This window comes from Actinoplanes campanulatus, from assembly GCF_014647795.1.
Classification (GTDB): Bacteria; Actinomycetota; Actinomycetes; order Mycobacteriales; family Micromonosporaceae; genus Actinoplanes; species Actinoplanes campanulatus.
Genome location: NZ_BMPW01000012.1, coordinates 239,721 through 257,601, shown reverse-complemented (window position 1 = coordinate 257,601; position 17,881 = coordinate 239,721). Strand labels below are relative to the sequence as shown.

Sequence of the window (17,881 nt, the reverse complement as noted above, 5' to 3'; positions counted from 1 at the left end):
GGGTGAGCTGAGGTCTCCCTACGGGAGAGCCGACCCCCAACATCGGACCCCGGCCACCCGTCTTTAGCGTTTCCCAACCGTTTGACAGGAACGCCGATGCCGCGTCCGGCCGCTTCCGCCAAGCCTGACCGTTTCCGCCAAACGCGGCCGCTTCCACCAGGCCCGGCCGCTTCCACCAGGCCCAGCGCCGCTTCCGCCAAACGCGGCCCGCTTCCGCCAAGCCCGGCCGCTACCGCCAGGCTCGACCGGTCGCCCCCGCCGCGCGGAAGCGAGGCGAGGGGCGAATGGCGGCCGGCGTCAGCCGTCGAGCAGGCCGAGTCGGTGGGCCACGGCGGCGGCCTCGACCCGGTTGGTGACCTCCAGCTTGGCGATGATGCGGGAGACGTGGACGCTCGCGGTCTTCGGGGAGATGAACAGGCGCTGGGCGATCCGGCTGTTGCTCTGGCCCTCGGCGACCAGGCGCAGGACCTCACGCTCCCGGGCGGTCAGCACCTCGGTCCCGGCGGCGGGGGCGGGGCCACCGCCCACGCCGAGCCTGCGGGCCAGGGTGTCCGCGGCCCCGGCCAGCGACCGGGCGCCCAGCGCGGTGGCGATCGCGCCCGCCTCGGTGATCGCATCGGTCGCCGCCGCGCGGTCGGCGGCGACCGCCTCCGCGTAGTCGAGCAGCGCCGCGGCCAACGGGAACGGCTGACCGTCCGCCCGCCAGGCCGTGACCGCTGCTCGCCACCGGTCGGCGCCACCGTCGAGCAGCGCGGAAACCTGAGCGGCGTACGCCGACTCGGCCGGATGACGCTCCGGCAGGCGCTCGGCCGCCGCGCGGATCAGACCGGCCAGCCCGGGCTCCTCGCCAGGGGCGGCCTCGTGGGTCGGGGCGGTCGGCAGGTAAACATGCCCCGCACCGGACCACCCCCGCACCGGGGCCAGGCCGTCGGGGACGGCCTGGTTCACCACGTCCCAGCTCGCCGTGGACGTCACCCCGGGAGCGGCGAAGGAGCCGCCGCCGGAAGACGCGAGAAGCGGAGACCCCGACAGATCGCGAGCCCCGCCGGAAGACGCGAGAAGCGGAGACCCCGACAGATCACGGCCCCCACCGGAAGACGCGAGAAGCGGAGACCCCGACAGATCGCGGCCCCCGCCGGGAGGCGCGGAAAGCGGGGACGCCGGCAGGGCACGGGCCGCCGCGGCCAGCAACGGCCACGAATAGCGGGGCAGGTGGTGGAAGTAGCGGTCCCGCAGGGCGACTCGGGCGGCGGCCCGCGCCGTGGCCGGGTCGCCCGCCGCGAGCGCCGCGTGGATGCGCAGCTCCAGCAGCCCCAACCGCAGGTCGGGGTTGAGGAACGGCTTGGCCAGGTAGGCGGCCGCCTGGGCGACCAGGGCCTCCGCGCCGTCGTGGCCGCGGGCCAGGCGGAGGCGGGCGCGCAACCGCAGCCACGGCACGGCGAGGGTGCCGGGCGGGTCGTGACGGGCGGCCTCGGCGAGGCGGGCGTCGGCCTCGTCCCACCGGCCCAGGGCCATCAGCGCCTCGGCGTGGTTGGCCAGCAGGTAGACGCCGGTGGTGCGGCTGACACCGGCCCGGTCGGCGTGCGGGACGCCCTCGGCGGCCGCGGCGGCGGACTCCGCATACGCCCCCATCTCATACAGCGTGTCGGAGATGTTGACCAGGCCGTGCGCGAGGTTCGGGATGTCGCCGGAGGCACGGGCGCGCTCGATCGCCCGGCGCACGGCGGGCAGGCTCTGCTCGGCCGGCAGGTGGCCGCTGCACACCTTGCCGAAGGTGATCTCGGCGGCGATCCGGGCGGCCTCGTCACCGAACTCGCCGGCGCACGCCATCACCTGCGCCGCGATCCGGCCGGCCTCGTCGCCGTCGATGCCGGAGAACACATAGGCCACGTCGCCGAGCAGTTTCAGCCAGGGCAGGTCGGGCGGGGCGAGCTGAAGCAACCGGTACGCCTCGCGGGCCTCCGCCGCCCCGTCGCTCTTCCCGGCGTTGCGCAGCAGTTTGGCCCGCCGGATGAGCAGCCGGGCGGCCCGGGTCGGCTCGGCCTCGCCGTCCAGGTCGGCGAGCGCGGCCCGGGTGAGCCGGCCGGCCCGCCCGTGGTCGCCGGCGTCGATGGCCGCGAGCGCCGCCTCCTCCAGCAGGTCGAGGTGGCACTTGCCGAGCAGCTCGGCGGCGTCGGGAACCTGCTCCCACAGCTCGAGGGCGCGCTCCAGCAGCCGGGCCTGCTCGGCGAACGCGTAGCGGCGACCGGCCGCGTCGGCGGCCCGGCCGGCGGCGACGAGCGCCCGGGCGTGGTCGCGGGCGCTGAACCAGTGGTGGGCGATCTCGGCGGGCGCCCGGTCGGCCGCCACCAGCCGTGGCTCGGCCTCGATGGCCTGGGCATAGCGGGCGTGCAGCCGGGCCCGCTCGCCGGGCAGCAGGTCGTCGTGGACCGCCTCGCGGACCAGCGCGTGCCGGAACTCGTAGCCCCCGTCGGGGTCGAAGACGATCATCTGGGCGGCGACGGCGGCCCGCAGCGCGGACTCCAGGGCGGCGTCGTCGACGTCGGCGACCCGGGCGAGCAGCTCGTGGCCGAACCGGGTGCCGCCGACCGCGGCCACCCGCAGCACCCGTTGGGCCGCCTCGGGCAGCTGGTCGACCCGGGAGAGCAGCAGGTCGCGCAGCGTCTCCGGGATGTCGCCGCAGCGCGGGTCGGCGGACGCGGCGAACTGCTCGATGAAGAACGGGATGCCCTGGGCACGCTTGCAGACGGCGTCGACGGTGGGCCGGTCGGGCTCGGCGCCGAGCAGGTGGCCGAGCAGCTCGGCGGTGCCGTCGCGGTCGAGCCGGTCGAGATCGTGACGGTGCACACCACGGACCCGCTCCAGCTCGCCCAGGAACGGCCGCAGCGGGTGGCCGCGGTGCAGCTCGTCCGTCCTGTACGTCGCGACGAGCAGCAGGCGCGGCACCCGGGCCGAGCGGACCAGGAACCCGATCAGGTCACGGGTGGACCGGTCGGCCCAGTGCAGGTCCTCCACCACGAGGACCACCGGGCGCTGCTCGCCGAGCCGGGCGAACAGTGCCCCGACCAGCTCGAACAGATGGCCCCGGTGGCTGCCGCCGAGCTCCGGCGGCGACCCCAGCTCGGGCAGCAGCCGGGCGAACTCGGCCTCCCGCCCGGCGAACACCGCGCCGCCCTCGTGCCGGGCCAGCTCGCGCAGGGCGGCCGCGAACGGGGCGAAGGGCAGGCCCTCCTCCCCCAGCTCGAGGCACTGGCCGACGAGGACCCGCGCGTCCAGCCCGCGGACGAACTCCTCGACCAGCCGGGTCTTGCCGACGCCGGCCTCGCCCCCGATGAGCAGGGCCGGCGCCTCACCGCCGCCGGCCCGCTGGAACGCGTCGTGCAGGGTGGCGAGGTCGGCGTCCCGTCCGACCAGGACCGTGCTGTGCGCGCTCACCACCATGAGGTCGAGCATGCCACGCCCGTACGACAGAACCTCCGCCCCGATCACGATGCGAGAGGCCGCCGATCGGCTCGTCGCCACCTGGGCCATCGGCCGGTACGGCGTGCCCGTACGGTCGCGGCCTCCCGGACGAGCCGGTGGTCCTCGGCGTCCCGGATGCGCTCGTCGAGGTGATCGCGGACCAGGCGGAACTGAGTGTCGGGGTCGCTGAAGGGAATCATTTGCGGGGCTCCTGTCGGTTGGTGTGACACCGACTCTTCGCCCGAAGGCGGCCGCAGGGCATGGGGCGGCCGCCTCATCCGCGACGTCGCCCCCTCCTTACCCACGACCGTCCGGGTCCCCGGGACGCCGTAAGGTACCTGAGCCCCACTACACTTTGCGGCTATGGCAAAACCCCAGGAGAAGGTGTCGTTCCGCGAGCGCCTGAAGCAGATCGGCCAGGTGTTCGCGTTCACGGCGAAGCAGGACAAATGGTTCGTCCCGCTGGTCGTCGCGGCGGTCGCGATCCCGGTGGCGATCACCGTCGCCGTCGTGCTCCTGGGATACGGCTTGCTCTGGATCCCGGTCGGCATCCTGTTCACCCTGCTGGCCGTGCTGATCGTGCTCAATCTGCGGTCGAACACCGCGATGATGAACGTCGCGGAGGGCCAGCCCGGCGCCGCCGCCTCGCTGATGGAGAACATGCGCGGTGACTGGCGGGTCCGCCCCGCGGCCAGCTCCACGACGCAGTTCGACATGGTGCACGTGGTGATCGGCCGGCCCGGCGTGATCCTGCTCGGCGAGGGCGACCCGGCGCGCGTCCGCAACCTCATCGGCCAGGAGCGCAAGCGGCTGGTCAAGGTGATCGGCAACGCTCCGCTCTACGACTACGTGATCGGCACCGAGGAGGGCCAGCTCCCGGTCCGCAAGCTGCGTTCGACCATGCTGCGCCTGCCCCGCAACCTCACCGGCAAGGACGTGAACGCCCTGGACAAGCGCCTCGGTGCCCTCATGGCGCGCCCCCAGATGCCGAAGGGCGCGATCCCGAAGAACATGCGGCCGAGCAAGGGCGCGTTCCGCCAGCAGCGCCCCCGCTGAGTCTGATTGCACTGAGTCTGATTGCTCCGCTTCGCTCCGCGGCAAAAAGCCTTGTAACCGGTGTCGAGGCAGGCGGTTTCCCGCCGCAGCAAACCCCGCTGCGTCGGGAAACCGCTTGCCTCGACACCGGCGGCTTTTTGCGGGGGTGACGAGTGCACCGCCGTGGGGGTGGGGCGGGTGGGCTGCTTGCCGTACCGAGAATGGGGTTGATTCATCGACGGGGGCCTTCATGATTCGTTCGGGGCGCTAGCCTCGGGTTTACGCCGCTTTCCGGCGGTCCACGCCGGACGGTGACGCAGACTCGCACGAAGGAGTTCCGCTCGTGGTCAGCACCCTGGCGGTCCCCGGCACGTACCCGACTCTCCGCGACGCTCTCGAGGTCGCCCCGGACGGGGCCACCGTCGTCCTCGCTCCCGGCACCTACCGGGAGCGCATCGAACTGACCGGGCGCCGCCTCACCGTGCGCGCCTCCGGCGATCCCGGTTCCGCCGTCGTGGACGCGTCCGGTCTGGACGGTCCGGCGCTGGCCGTCTCGTCGGGCGAGGTCGACGTGGAGGGCCTGGCCCTCACCTCGGACGACTATCCGGCCGTGGCGATCGGCGGCGGCCGGGTGCGGTTGCGGCGCTGCGAGCTGTCCGCCGGCTACGGCTCGGCCCTGCACGCCGACGGCGGATCCATGGTCGACGCCACCGAGGTGCGGGTGATGCGCGGCCGGCACGGGTTCGTCTACTCCGACGCGGGCGGCACGGTCGACTCCTGCGAGATCCGCGGCGTCTCGGACGACGGGGTGATCGTGCGGCTGGGCGCCGACCCGGAGATCCGCGGCACCAAGGTGAGCGACTGCGGCTACCGGGGGGTCTACGTCTACCAGTCGGCCCGCCCGGTGATCGAGCGCTGCGAGGTCTCCGGCACCGGCGACGCGGGCATCGTGGTGGCCTACGCGAGCGCGACCCGGATCGTGGAGACCTGGGTGCATCAGACGCACGGTTCCGGGATCGTGATCGGGCCGGGCTGCACGGCGGTGGTCGAGCAGTGCCGGGTCGAGCAGACCGCGGAGCCACCGGTCGCCGTCGACCCGGGCGCGCAGGCCACGGTGACGCTGACCGACACCGGCGGGCTGCCACAGGCGGGCGTGGTCGCGGCCGGCGCCGCACAGGACGCCGCCGAGGTGGACCGGCTGCTCACCGAACTCGACTCGATGATCGGCCTGGCCGGGGTGAAGAACGAGGTCCGGGCCCTGATCGACGAGATCCAGGTGAACGAGTGGCGGCGCAGCGCGGGCCTGTCGGTGGGCGCGGTCAGCCACCACCTGATCTTCACGGGCGCCCCCGGGACGGGGAAGACGACCGTCGCCCGGATCTACGGCCGGCTGCTGAAGGCGCTGGGGGTGCTGCCGAACGGGCAGTTCCGTGAGGTGTCCCGGCGCGACCTGGTCGGGCAGTACATCGGGCACACCGCGGAGAAGACCACCTCGGTGTTCGAGGACGCGATGGGCGGCGTGCTGTTCATCGACGAGGCGTACACGCTGGCCCGCGCCGGCGGGGCGGCCGCCGACTTCGGTCAGGAGGCGATCGACACCCTGGTGAAGCTGATGGAGGACCACCGGGACCAGGTCGCGGTGATCGTCGCCGGCTACACCGAGGAGATGTCCGACTTCCTGGACGCCAACTCCGGTCTGGCGTCCCGGTTCGCCAAGACCATGGAGTTCGAGAACTACGGGCCGGACGAACTCGTGATGATCGCCGACCGGATCGCCCGGCACGACGACTACACCTTCGACGAGGGCCTGCCGGAGGCGCTGTGGGAGCACTTCGGACGGCTCGAACGTGACCGGAACTTCGGCAACGCCCGGGAGGCCCGCAAGCTGCTGGAAGGCATGCGGAAGGCGCAGTCCGGACGGCTGCGGGCGATGGGCCGGATGCCCAGCCGCGACGATCTGCGGACGTTGATGCTCGCGGATCTGCATGTGGCGATCCACTGAACTACGGTGGGGCAGCAGACCGATACCGACGGTACGGGGGAGGCGACGGGTGCACCGGGGTGAGGGACCGACGTACGGCGCCGCCGCGCCACTGCGGCCGCCGGGCACGCCGGTTCGCGGCAGCGCCGCCCCGCCTCCCCCGCCACGGCCGGTTCCGCGGGCCGCGCCGCAGTACCGGCCGCCGGAGGCCCCGGTCCGGGCGGTGCCCCGGCGCGGCCATCTGGGCCCGTTCAGCCTGGCGCAGATCGTGGTGGCCGAGGCGGCGGCGCTGGCCCTCGTCTTCGCCGTCACGCAGAACCTCGCCACCCTCGCGGTCACGGTGGCCGGCGCGGCCGCGGTGGTGCTGATCTTCTTCTCCCGCCGGCAGCACCGCTGGTGGCTGGAGCACCGGCGGGTCGCCGCCGAGCACCGCCGCCGCCGGGCCGCCCGGTCGGATCCGCGGTCCGGGCCGGTGCTGGCCGCGCTCCGCTCGGTGGCGCCCGGCCTGACCGTGCGGGACGTGACCGCGTCGGACGGCATCGTCGGTGTGGCCCGGGACGAGGCCGGCTGGTACAGCGTCGTCGCGGTCGACCCGGCCGTCCCCGAGGTGCCATTGGACGCACTGGCCGGAGCACTCGCCGGCGCCGGGCAGCCGGGCCTCGTGATGGAGCTGGTCACGCACACGGTGCCGGCGCCGAGCCCGGACGTGCCGGCCGCCTCGCCGTCCGGGGCGTCGTACCGGCAGTTGGTGGAGTCGGTGAGCGCCGGGCCGGTGCCGGCCTACCGGGAGACGTCGATCAGCGTCCGGATCGACGCGCGGGCGCTGGCCGAGGCGCTGCTCGACCACACCGCCGACCCGGAGGCGGCCGCCACGCTGGTCGCCGGGCTGGGCCGGAAGGTGACGGCCAACCTGCGACGGCTGGGGATCACCGGCCGGCCGCTGGACGCGGATCACCTGCTGGCCCTGCTGGCCCGATCGTGCGATGTGGAGCCGTGGGCGCTGGCCGACGGCCCGGGCGTGGACGAGGCGTGGACGCATTGGCGGTCGGCGCGGCTGATCCACCGGACGTACTGGCTGAAGACCTGGCCCGCGTCGGCCACCGAGATCGGGTCGCTGTTCGCCTGGGCGGCGACCGCCCCAGCCGCGCAGACCAGTGTGGCGTTGCTGCTGCGGGCGGGCGCCGGGGACGAGGTGGCGGTGCGCGCGTTCATCCGGATGGCGGCCCGCCCGGACGCGGACCTGACCGCCCTGGACCGGGTGCTCCAGGAGGGCGTCCGGCGGGCCGGCGGCGAACTGCTCCCCCTCGACGGCGAACAGGGCCCCGCCGCCTACGCCACCGCCCCGACCGGAGGTGGCGCGGGATGAGCCAGCCGTGGCCGCAGGAGGGTGCGGCCGCCTATCAGCAGCCGGCGCCCGCGCCCCGGCAGCCGGGGCAGGTGACGTCGGGGCGGGCGTCGGTGCCGGTGCAGCGGCCGGCGCCGGAGCCGGCCGACCCGTTCGTCCAGCAGCAGGCGGTGGCCGAGCCGGTGGCGCGGGGCTTGTCCGCACCCGCGGTGACGTCGGCGCCGCTGGCCCGGCCGGGGACGTACCCGCCGGAGCGGCCGCCGGACGGACCGCCGACGGGTCCGGAGGACGGTGCCGGCGGACCGGAGCGGACCGGGCCGTCGGGGCGGGTCAGCCGGCTGCGGATCGGCTGGCACGCGATCCCGCGGGCCGGGTTGCGCCGGGTGACGGTCGCCCCGGCCGCGCCGCCGGGGCTGCTGCTCGGGCGGGACCAGCGGCAGGCGCCGGTGCCGTTGCGGTTGTTCGCACCCGAGCCGGTCCGGGTCACGCTGGTCGGCGGCGTGTGGGCGGCCCAGTTGCTGATCTTCCGGGCGTTCTCGGTCGGGGTGCGGGTGGTCGTGGTGACGACCGAGCCACGGGCGTGGGCCGGGTTCGGGGAGCGGGCCACCGGGCAGCAGAACCGGCTCACCGTGATCGGGCAGGAGCCGGGCGGGCCGTACGGCGGGACCGCCCAGACACCACTGATGACCGTCTTCGACCTGGGGATGACCGGCCCGGCGGCGAGCCCACCGCTGGGCCCGTGGCACACCCAGCTCACCATCCTGCGGCAACTGGACCGGCCCGGGGTCGCGGCCGTGCAGGAGGCCGGCCTGGTGGTTCTCCAGCGGCTCGGCGGCGACGAGGCGACCCTGGTGGCGGCCGCCCTGAAACTGCGCCCGCAGAGCGGTCAGCTCCTCCAGTCGATGAACGACGACATGATGGCCCTGATCGGCGACGGCGACGACCGTTACCTGTTCCTGAACCAGACCGCGATCGAGCAGCAGTACGTGGGCCTCCCCCGCCGCTAGAGACCTTTTGTGGTCGAGGTTCGTGTTTCGGATCTTTTTGGTACGTGTGAGGTCGTCCCGTCTGTTCGGCCCGGCTTGGTTGCGCTTGCCAGCGGCCGTGCCACCCTCCGAACCCGTCGGGGGGGTCACTCCTCGTGACCGGGCTGATGGGCGTGTAGGGGATCGGTGTTGTTCCCACGACCCCGATGTGCCGCGCAAGCCGGTGGACGGCGCCTTTCGCTCACTCAGAGTGCGATCCGGTCGCGGTTCCGGGGGTGAGCACGCACGAAAGCCGCCGTGTGGGCGCCCGCCAGGGCGATAGGCGTGGTGGGCGCACACGCTCACCGGCTCGTGCGCCCACCGCAACCCCGCGCCCACCACGACCGGCGCAACGGCGGCGAGCGGGCAGGCCCGGTGTTTGGCGAGCAGGAGGGCGACCAACGGCTGGGCGGGACGGGCGGCAGAGAGCGCGAGCCGGCAGCCCCGGTGCTTGGGAAGCAAGACAGCGACGAACGGCCGAGCGCAAGCGGGAGGCCGAAGGCCGGCAGGTGGGCGACGGAACTCCGCGGGAGCACCGATCTAAGCCCGGCGGGGGCGGCACAGACTTGACCGGGCAGACGCTCGCGCCGACTCACGGGAACTGCCGTATGTGCGGTCGGGAGCGGCGACACGCGTACCGGAAAGAGAATCAACGGGCCGGAGGGGACCACGCGAGCTGGACCAACCGCGCGCCGTGCCGTCGGGTGATCATCCACGCGCGGCCCGGCGGCAGCGGCTGGGGTTTGATGTTGCCGAAGAGCGGGCCCTCCTCGCGGGATCCGGACATCATGATCCCGGGTGAGGCGAGTTCCCGGATGCGGCCGATGACCGGGTCGAACATGGCACGCCCGGCGCCGCCGATCCGGCGGGTGATCACCACGTGCAGGCCGATGTCGCGGGCCTGGGGCAGGAATTCGAGCAGTGGGGTGAGCGGGTTCGGGCTGGCCGACGCGATCAGGTCGAAGTCGTCGACGAGGACGTAGAGTTCCGGGCCCTTCCACCAGCTGCGGTTGCTGAGCATCTCGGGGGTGACGTCCGGGCCGGGGAGGCGCTCCCGCATGGCCACCGCCACCTGGTTGATCAGGTCGGCGGTGACCTGGTGTGAGGTGCCGTAGCCGATGGTGTGCTCGGGGGCGACGCAGCCGAGCAGGCTGCGCCGCAGGTCGACGAGGAGCAGCCGGGCCTCGGCGGGGGTGTGTGACGCGGCGATGGATCGGGCCAGGCTGCGCAGGAAGGAGCTCTTGCCGCTCTCCACGTCGCCGAAGAGCAGCGCGTGCGGTTCCGCGTCGAAGTCGAGGTGGACGGGTTGCAGGTCGACCTCGGCGATGCCGATCGGGACGGCGCCGCCGCGGGCCAGGGGCAGCCCCTCGAACGGTAGCTCGGCGGGCAGCAGGCGCACCGGCGGGGCGGGCGTGGTGGTCCAGTGGTCGGCGGCGTGCCGGACCAGCTCGGCGACCGCGTCGGCCAGGTCGTCGACGCGCTGCTCGCGGTCGATGCGGGGCAGTGCCGCGAGGAAGTGATAGCCGTCCGGGGTGAGGCCGCGGCCGGGCGCGTCCTCCGGCACGTTGACCGCCTCCCGCCGGTTGATCACCGAGTCGCTGGCCTCGCCGAGGCGCAGCTCGACGCGGGTGCCGAAGACGTCGCGGATCTGCGGGCGGACGTCCATCCACCGGTTCGTGGCGGCGAGGATGTGGATGCCGAAGCCGAGCCCCCGGTTGGCCAGCTCGTGCACGGCGCCTTCCAGGTCCTCGAACTCGGTGCGCAGCGTGGACCAGCCGTCGACCACGAGGAAGACGTCACCGAACGCGTCCTCGGCGAACCGGCCCTGCGCCTTGGCCCGCCGGTAGGCCGCGGCGCCCTCCACGCTCTCCCGGGCGAACATCTCCTCCCGGGCCCGCATCAGACCGTGCAGCTCGGCGATGGTGCGGCGGACCTTGTCCACATCGCGCCGGGTCGCCACCCCGCCGGCGTGCGGCAGGTCGGCGAGCGCGCTGAGCGGGCCGCCGCCGAAGTCCAGCCCGTAGAACTGCACTTCGCGCGGGGTGTGCGTGAGCGCCAGGCTGACCACCAGGGTGCGCAGCAGGTTGGACTTGCCGGACTGGGCGGACCCGACCACCATCACGTTGCCGGCCGCCCCGGCCAGGTCCAGCCACATCGGGTCGCGGCGCTGCTCGTACGGCTTGTCGATGATCCCGCCGAGCGCGTGCAGGGCGCCGAACCGCTCCTCGGCGTCGACGGTGAGCCCGCGCTCCGGCACGGTGACGACCGGCGGCAGCATCTGGCCCAGGGTGGGCGCCTTGTCCAGCGGCGGCAGCCACACCTCGTGGGCCGGCGCGCCCTTGCCCTCCATCTGCCGGACCAGCACCTCGATGAGGGTGTCCCCGGTCGCGGTCTCCTCCGGTGGGGCGGCCTCCTCGTCCGGTGAGTCGGAGAGCAGCGGCGCCACGTAGAAGGTGGAGAACTCGCGGATCGGGTTGCCGCCCCGGCCGCCGGCGCCGGGCAGGTCGCCGTTCTGCCGGACGACCCCGGAGACATAGGCGGCCTTCACCCGGATCAAACCCTCGGTTCCGGTACGCAGATAGCCGTGCCCCGGCGATCGGGGCAGTTCATAGGCGTCCGGCACCCCGAGCACGGCCCGGCTCTCCATCGACGAGAAGGTGCGCAACCCGATCCGGTACGACAGGTGCGACTCGAGCCCGCGCAGCCGCCCCTCCTCGAGTTTCTGCGAGGCCAGCAGCAGGTGGATGCCGAGCGACCGGCCGACCCGCCCGATCTGGACGAACATGTCGATGAAGTCGGGCCGGGCGCTGAGCAGCTCGGAGAACTCGTCGACGATGAACAGCAGGCTGGGCAGCGGGGCCAGCGGCACCCCGGCCGAGCGGGCCCGCTCGTAGTCGCGCTGGGACGCGTAGTTGCCGGCCTTGCGCAGCAGCTCCTGCCGCCGGGTCAGCTCGCCCTGGATGGCGCCGAGCATCCGGTCGACCAGGGGCAGCTCGTCCTCCAGGTTGGTGATCATCGCGGCGGTGTGCGGCAGCCGGTCCAGGGAGGCGAACGTGGCGCCGCCCTTGAAGTCGACCAGCAGCAGGTTGAGGATCTCCGGGCTGTGCGTCATGGCGAGCGCCAGCACCAGCGTGCGCAGCAGCTCGGACTTGCCGGAGCCGGTGGCGCCGACGAGCAGGCCGTGCGGGCCCATGCCGTCCTGCGCGGACTCCTTGAGGTCCAGCTCGACCGGGCGGCCGTCGAGACCGACCCCGATCGGGACGCGCAGCCGGTCCCGGTTGGGGCGGCTGGCCCACAGCTCGTTGAGGTCGATGCCGTACGGGTCGGGTTGTTCCAGCAGCTCGGCCAGCCCGGTGTCCTGGGAGATGGCCGGCTGGTCGGCGAACGAGGCGGCCGACAACCGCAGCGGCGCCAGCTCCCGGGCCAGCACCTCGGCCTCCGCGGGACTCAGCACGTCCGCCTTTCCGACCTCGGTGGGACCGTCCATCGTGGTGCCGGTGACCGTGCCGTCGGCGGCGATCTCCAGGACCACCGAGCTGTCGTCGAGCAGCCGGGGCGGCGGCACCGACAGGTCGACGATGGTGACCCCGGCGACGCCGCCCTCGGTCATCAGGTGGTCGGAGCCGGCCGTCGAGCCGCCGTCGATGATCACCATGACGTGCGGGCCGCCGCCGGGCGCGCCGGCCGGGTCGAACCGGGGCCGGTTGACCAGCACGTCGTCGAGCATCGCCTCGAGCGCCGGGATGCTCGGGGCGACCAGCCGGACCGGGCCGATGGCGTCGGTCTTGCCCGGGTGCTGGCCGTGCGGCAGCCATTTCACCCACTCCCAGCGGGGGCGCTCGTGGTCCGGCACGCAGACGCCGATCCGCAGGTCGTCGGGGGCGTGGAAGGTGGCCATCTGGGCGATCAGGGCCCGGCTGAAGTCGTGCACCGGCTGGTCGGCGCCGCGCACGTAGATGTGCGAGAAGTCGCGCAGCGCCACCGAGACCGGCAGGTCCGGCACCACCGAGTAGGTGCTCACGAACCTGCGCAGCGCCATGGCGCAGAGCGGCTCCAGCTCGTCGACCGGCCGGGTCTGCGGCGGGACGAGACGGGTGGCCACCTCCTGCGGGCCGACCGCGATCCGGACCACGGTGAAGTCGGCGTCGCCGCGGCGGCGCTCCCAGAGGCGGCCGCTCTCGGTGAACGTCCAGAGGGTCTCCGGGTCCGGGTTGCGGTAGTAGAGCGCCTCCCGCTGGCGGCGGATGGTGTCCCGAAGCTGAGCCCGGAGCTGGGAGAGATGCCGCAGGTACTGCCGGCGGGCCTCGATCATCTCGCGTTTGCCCGGGCCGCTCTGGTTGCCCGCCATCATCGCGATCATGCCGAGGATGGAGACGCCGTACATCGCGCCGGCCACGTAGGCGATCGGGCCGCTGCGCTGGGTGCCCATCATCAGACCCATGGCGGCCGCGCCGGCGCCCATCGGCAGGATCATCAGCATCCGCTGCCAGCCTTTACCCTGGGGCGGCGGCACCTCGGGCGGCGGGTCGAGCGGAACCTCGCCGGAGGGCATCACGGGCGCGGGCCGGCGTGGCGGACGCTTGATGATCGTTACTGTCACACTGGGCTCCCCGTGGGTGACGTAGCGACGACCATCCTATCCGTCATTCGTGCACGTGAATGGATCTTCGCAGCTTGCTACGTTGTCCACTGTGAGCGCACCCGCACCGAGCGGGCCCTCGCTGGCCCGGGTGACCATCGCGGCGCCGACCCGCCGCCTCGACCTCGCGCTGCCCGACAACATGCTCGTCGCCGAGCTGCTGCCACACCTGCTCCGGCATGCCGAGGGCGCGCTGGGCGAGCCGGCCGAGCGGTACGGCGGATGGGTGCTGCGCCGCGCCACCGGCACCGCCCTCGAACCCGGGCGCAACCTGGCCGCGCAGGGCGTCCGCGACGGGGAACTGCTGCACCTCAACCCGGCCCGGGAGGACTGGCCGGAGCTGGCGTACGACGACGTGGTCGAGGTGATCGCCAGCGGCTCCCGGCGGGCCGCCCGGTCCTGGAGCCCGGCCGCCACCCGGCGCTGCGGGCTCGCGGTCACCGCCGCCGCCCTGCTGCTCGGCCTGACCGGGCTGGCCGCCACCGGTCCCGCCTGGGTGCTGCCCGGCGTGGTCGCCCTGGTGGTGTCGCTGGCCTGCGCGGTCCTCGGGATCCTGCTGTCCCGGGCGTTCGGGGACGCGAACGCCGGCGGGGTGGTGGCCGCGAGCGGGCTGCCGTACGCGTTCTTCGGTGGCGCCTGGCTGCTGACCCGGCCCGACGGCGGATTCCTCGGCGTGGGCGCCCCCGGCCTGGTCCTCGGCTCGTCCGCGCTGCTTGTGGTCAGCGTGATCGGGCACGCCGGGGTGGCCGGGCAGGCCCGGCTCTTCGTGGCCGGCATGGCGGCCGCCCTGACCGGTCTGCCGGCCGCGACGCTGGCGCTCGCCGGGATGTCCGCGGAGGGCGCCGCCGCGGTGGCGCTGACCGCCGCGATCGGGCTGCTCCCGGCCTATCCGGTGTTGGCCGGCTGGCTGGGCCGGCTGCCGTTCCCGGACCTGCCGAACCGGGCCGAGGAGATCCTGGCGGACAAGCCGATGCCGCGCCGGGCGGACGTGTTCGCCGCCGTGGTCCGGGCCGCCGAGGTGCTGACCGGGTTCATCCTGTCGGCGGCGCTGTGCAGTGTGGTGGCGATGGCCTGGCTGGCGCTGTCCGGCCCGGACACCGCGGCCGTGCTGCTGATGGTCGCCGCGATCGCCGCGCTGCTGCTGCGGGCCCGGCTGCTGCCCACCCCGCAGCAGCGGGTGCCGCTGCTGACGGCCGGGCTGGTCGGGCTGGCCGGGCTCGGTGTCGGCCCGGTCGTCACCGGAGCCGTCTCCGGGGTGGTGCTGGTCGCCGGCGCGGCCGTGGTGGTCGCGGTGGCCCTGCCGTCGGCACTGATCTACAGCCGCAAGGCGCCGTCGCCGTACCTGGGACGTGCCGCCGACATCCTGGACATCGTCGCGATCATGGCGCTGATCCCGCTCGCCTGCGCGGTGATCGGCGTCTTCGACGACATCCGCGGCCTGTTCGCGTCGTTCGGGGGGTGACCGCCGGTGATCTCGCGCCGCGACCAGTTGCAGTCGTACCAGTTCATGAACCAGCGGGTGATCTCGGCGCTGGTGATGCGCGAGACCGACCCGGCCCAGTCGCCGCTGCGCCGCGGCGTCGGCGCCCTCTTCGGCGGGATCATGGTGGCGATCCTGGTCGCCGCCGGGTTCGGCATCTACGGCCTGCTCACCCGGACCGGCGCGAACCAGTGGCAGCAGGAGGGCTCGGTGGTGGTCGAACGCGAGACCGGCGCCAGCTTCGTCTACCTGCGCGGCCGGCTCAACCCCACGCTCAACTTCACCTCCGCGAAACTGGCCGCCGGCCGCCCCGACCCACCGGTCTTCCGGATCGCCGCCAAGTCCCTGACCGGCACCCCGCGCGGCGTCACCATCGGGATCGCCGGCGCCCCCGCCTCACTGCCCGAGGCGGCCCGCCAGACCCGCCTGCCGTGGACGGTGTGCGCGGTCCCCGGCAACCGCCCCAGCACGGTCCTGCTGGTCGGCGCGGGCTCCCCCGCGGCCACCCCGGCCGGCGACCGCGCCCTGCTCACCACGGACGTCATCACCGGCGACGTGCACCTGATCTGGCAGGGCCGCAAACATGAGGTCAAGGATTCGCGTACGACGGTGCAGGCCCTGTTCGGCGCCGCCCAACCGGTCCGGATCGGCACCGCCTGGCTCAACGCCCTCCCGTCCGGCGCCGACATCGCCCCGATCAACGTCAACGGCCGCGGCAACCCGTCCCCGGCCGCGCCCGGCTTCGACAACGGCGACATCCTGGTCACCCAGACCGGCAGCGGCCAGCAGTTCTACCTCGTCCTGAACGACGGCCGCGCCGCCATCACCCCACTCCAGCAGGCGGTCCTCAACGCCGGCTTCCCGGACCGCCCCGAGCAGATCTCGGTCAACGACCTGACCGCCATCCCGGAGAGCCGCGCCCTGCAGAACGACGACCCGTCGGTCCGCGGCCCGCAGGTAGTGCCCCGGCTGGCCACCATCGACCAGGGCGCATCGGCCTGCGCGGTGACCACGGCCGCGGACAAACCCCCGGCGATCTCGGTGGGCGCTCCCGCCGGCGCGTTCGGCGCCACCATCCCGACCGGCGGCGCCACCGGCAACGGCCGCCCGCTCGCCGACGCGGTCCAGGTCCCGGCGGGGCGGTTCGAGCTGGTCCGCGTACCGGGATCCGGCGGCTTCATGCTGATCACCGACATCGGCCTGCGCCACGCGATCCCCGACGCCGACACGGTGGCACGCCTCGGCTACGCCGCCGCGAACGCCATCGAGGTCCCCACCGCGCTGATCAATTCCCTCCCGGCGGGGGTCACCCTCGATGCGGAGGCCGCCATCCGGCCGGCCGCCAACCCCGATTGACCCCATTTCCGGTACGGCGTCCGCCGCCCCGCGCACACGGTGGCGGTTTCGTGGCCGCCTGCCTGGCGTAGAGCCGTAGTGCCTGCGCACGCTGTGTCCTCCGTGTGCGGCCACCGCGGCCCGAACGTGTGCGCCGACCTGGGTGACGGACTAGGGACGGCGTGCTGGTTCGAGGGGTCTGGAGGGCTCGTCCAAGAGCATGATCGGAGGGCCTGGCTCCAGCGGCTCGGGTGCGGTGTGCAGGCGGGGTGGCAGGCCGGGGCGCCAGTGGCGGCGGCGGCTCCGGCGCAGGGCGGCGGCCGTCAGCAGGAGGACCAGAACCAGGACCGCGGCTGTCGCGGCGCCGGCCAGGGCTGTCGTGCGGCGCTGGAGCTCGGTGGCGTCGGTGGCGGGTGGGGGCGCCTGCAATGCCGGCAGCCGGCGGGCCTCGGTGTCCACCACCTGGGCCGTCAGCGCCGCGTACGGGCTGATCACGCCGGCGCCGAAGGCCGGGCTGGTGGGGGCGGGACTGGCGGTCGCCACCAGGTGACGGGCGGTTTCGGCGGCGTTCAGGCCGGGGCGGCGGGCCCGGGTCAGGGCGGCCGCCGCGCCCACGAAACCGGCGGCCACCGCGGTGCCGTCCACCTCGACCAGGCCGCGGCCGGTCTGAAGGGTGGGGACCGCCACGCCGGGGGCCACCAGGTCGACGTAGTCGCCGCGCTGCGAGTCCGGCCAGATCCGGCCGGCCTGGTCGATGGCGCCCACCCCGAGGACATTCGGATACGAGGCGGGGTACGGCCTGGGGTTGGGCTCGTCCGGTCCGCCCAGATCACCGACCGCGGCGACCACGACGACGTTCCGTGCGGCCGCGGTGGCGACGGCGGCCTCGAGATCGCGGTCGTCGTCGTAGACGGGCGCGGCGACCACCACCACGTCGGCGCCGTTCTGTACGGCCACGGTGATGCCCTGGGCCAGCGAGTCCGGGGTCGGTTCGGAGCCGGCCGGGTCGTCCAGCATCACCCGGACCGGAAGAATCCGTGACGCCGGGGACAGGCCGGCCACATCGTTGTCGCCGCCGGCGCGCTGGCCGCTGATGACGCCGGCGACCTGGGTCCCGGCGCCGGTGCAGTCCTGGTTCGCGCGGCCGGCCCCGATGACGCCGGCGCCGGCCAGGACCCGGTTGCCGAACTGCGGCTGGCCGGCGTCGACGCCCGTGGAGAGGACGGCCACGGTGATTCCGGCGCCGTTCTCCAGCGGGGTGACGGCATCGGCCTGCAACATCGCCCGCGGCCATGATCCGTTTATTTGATCACGGCCGGGTTCGGCGCAATTCTGGCCGGGCGCGGCGAACACGGGAACGGGCACTCCAAGAATCGGAACAATGATCGACAGGAACAGCGCCGCGACCCTCATGACGCACATCCTCCGCACTCATCCCCAACGTCTCAAATAAATCATGAATTCACCCCCATTACGATCCTGGGCGGCCGACCACCGAATTCGGTGGGCAATCGCCCAAGATCCACGAGCGGCGGGTGGGCGTGGAGCGGCCGCCGGCGGGAGCCGGCGGCCCGTTCGA

At 73.9% G+C, this 17,881-nt stretch carries 9 protein-coding genes; 6 read left to right on the top strand and 3 right to left on the bottom strand.

The genetic code is table 11. The annotated features are described in order from the left end of the window. Positions 1 to 297: 297 nt before the first annotated feature. On the bottom strand, positions 298 to 3,453 hold the full coding sequence (locus IEZ13_RS24175; protein ID WP_183226058.1) for a helix-turn-helix transcriptional regulator: 3,156 nt from the start codon (positions 3,451 to 3,453) through the stop codon (positions 298 to 300). A gap of 372 nt (positions 3,454 to 3,825) precedes the next feature. Between IEZ13_RS24175 and IEZ13_RS24170 the strand changes: the two genes are divergently transcribed. From IEZ13_RS24170 to IEZ13_RS24155, 4 genes are all read left to right on the top strand, one after another. Next, positions 3,826 to 4,518, top strand: coding sequence for a DUF4191 domain-containing protein (locus tag IEZ13_RS24170; protein ID WP_183226059.1), 693 nt, complete (start codon positions 3,826 to 3,828; stop codon positions 4,516 to 4,518). Between the two features lie 322 nt (positions 4,519 to 4,840). Further along, a complete protein-coding gene (locus IEZ13_RS24165; protein ID WP_183226060.1) occupies positions 4,841 to 6,499 on the top strand; it encodes a right-handed parallel beta-helix repeat-containing protein in 1,659 nt (552 codons plus the stop codon). 49 nt (positions 6,500 to 6,548) lie between these two features. Then, complete coding sequence (locus IEZ13_RS24160; protein WP_229794952.1) at positions 6,549 to 7,844, top strand: type VII secretion protein EccE; 1,296 nt, start codon at positions 6,549 to 6,551, stop codon at positions 7,842 to 7,844. Then, the gene (locus tag IEZ13_RS24155) at positions 7,841 to 8,830 is read left to right on the top strand and encodes a hypothetical protein (protein ID WP_229794951.1); all 990 of its coding nucleotides are present in this window, start codon (positions 7,841 to 7,843) and stop codon (positions 8,828 to 8,830) included. Before IEZ13_RS24160 ends, IEZ13_RS24155 begins: the two co-directional genes overlap by 4 nt. Positions 8,831 to 9,497: 667 nt before the next feature. Here the strand turns inward: IEZ13_RS24155 and eccCa are convergent. Then, on the bottom strand, positions 9,498 to 13,448 hold the full coding sequence (eccCa, locus tag IEZ13_RS24150; RefSeq protein WP_183226062.1) for a type VII secretion protein EccCa: 3,951 nt from the start codon (positions 13,446 to 13,448) through the stop codon (positions 9,498 to 9,500). Between the two features lie 91 nt (positions 13,449 to 13,539). On the opposite strand from eccCa, the gene eccD reads away from it, so the two are divergent. Both eccD and eccB read left to right on the top strand, forming a co-directional pair. Beyond that, complete coding sequence (gene eccD / locus IEZ13_RS24145) at positions 13,540 to 14,949, top strand: type VII secretion integral membrane protein EccD (protein ID WP_183226063.1); 1,410 nt, start codon at positions 13,540 to 13,542, stop codon at positions 14,947 to 14,949. Between the two features lie 6 nt (positions 14,950 to 14,955). Further along, complete coding sequence (gene eccB, locus IEZ13_RS24140; RefSeq protein ID WP_183226064.1) at positions 14,956 to 16,323, top strand: type VII secretion protein EccB; 1,368 nt, start codon at positions 14,956 to 14,958, stop codon at positions 16,321 to 16,323. A 150-nt stretch (positions 16,324 to 16,473) separates the two neighbouring features. Here eccB and IEZ13_RS24135 read toward each other — a convergent pair whose 3' ends face one another. Beyond that, positions 16,474 to 17,715 (bottom strand): S8 family serine peptidase, encoded by a 1,242-nt coding sequence (locus IEZ13_RS24135; protein ID WP_183226065.1) that lies wholly within the window; start codon positions 17,713 to 17,715, stop codon positions 16,474 to 16,476. Positions 17,716 to 17,881 lie beyond the last annotated feature (166 nt).

Excerpts from the sequence above, each read along its gene's own strand:
- IEZ13_RS24175 (WP_183226058.1), bottom strand. The coding sequence starts at position 3,453 with ATGCTCGACCTCATGGTGGTGAGCGCGCACAGCACGGTCCTGGTCGGA.
- IEZ13_RS24170 (WP_183226059.1), top strand. The coding sequence starts at position 3,826 with ATGGCAAAACCCCAGGAGAAGGTGTCGTTCCGCGAGCGCCTGAAGCAG.
- IEZ13_RS24155 (WP_229794951.1), top strand. The coding sequence starts at position 7,841 with ATGAGCCAGCCGTGGCCGCAGGAGGGTGCGGCCGCCTATCAGCAGCCG.
- IEZ13_RS24135 (WP_183226065.1), bottom strand. The coding sequence starts at position 17,715 with ATGAGGGTCGCGGCGCTGTTCCTGTCGATCATTGTTCCGATTCTTGGA.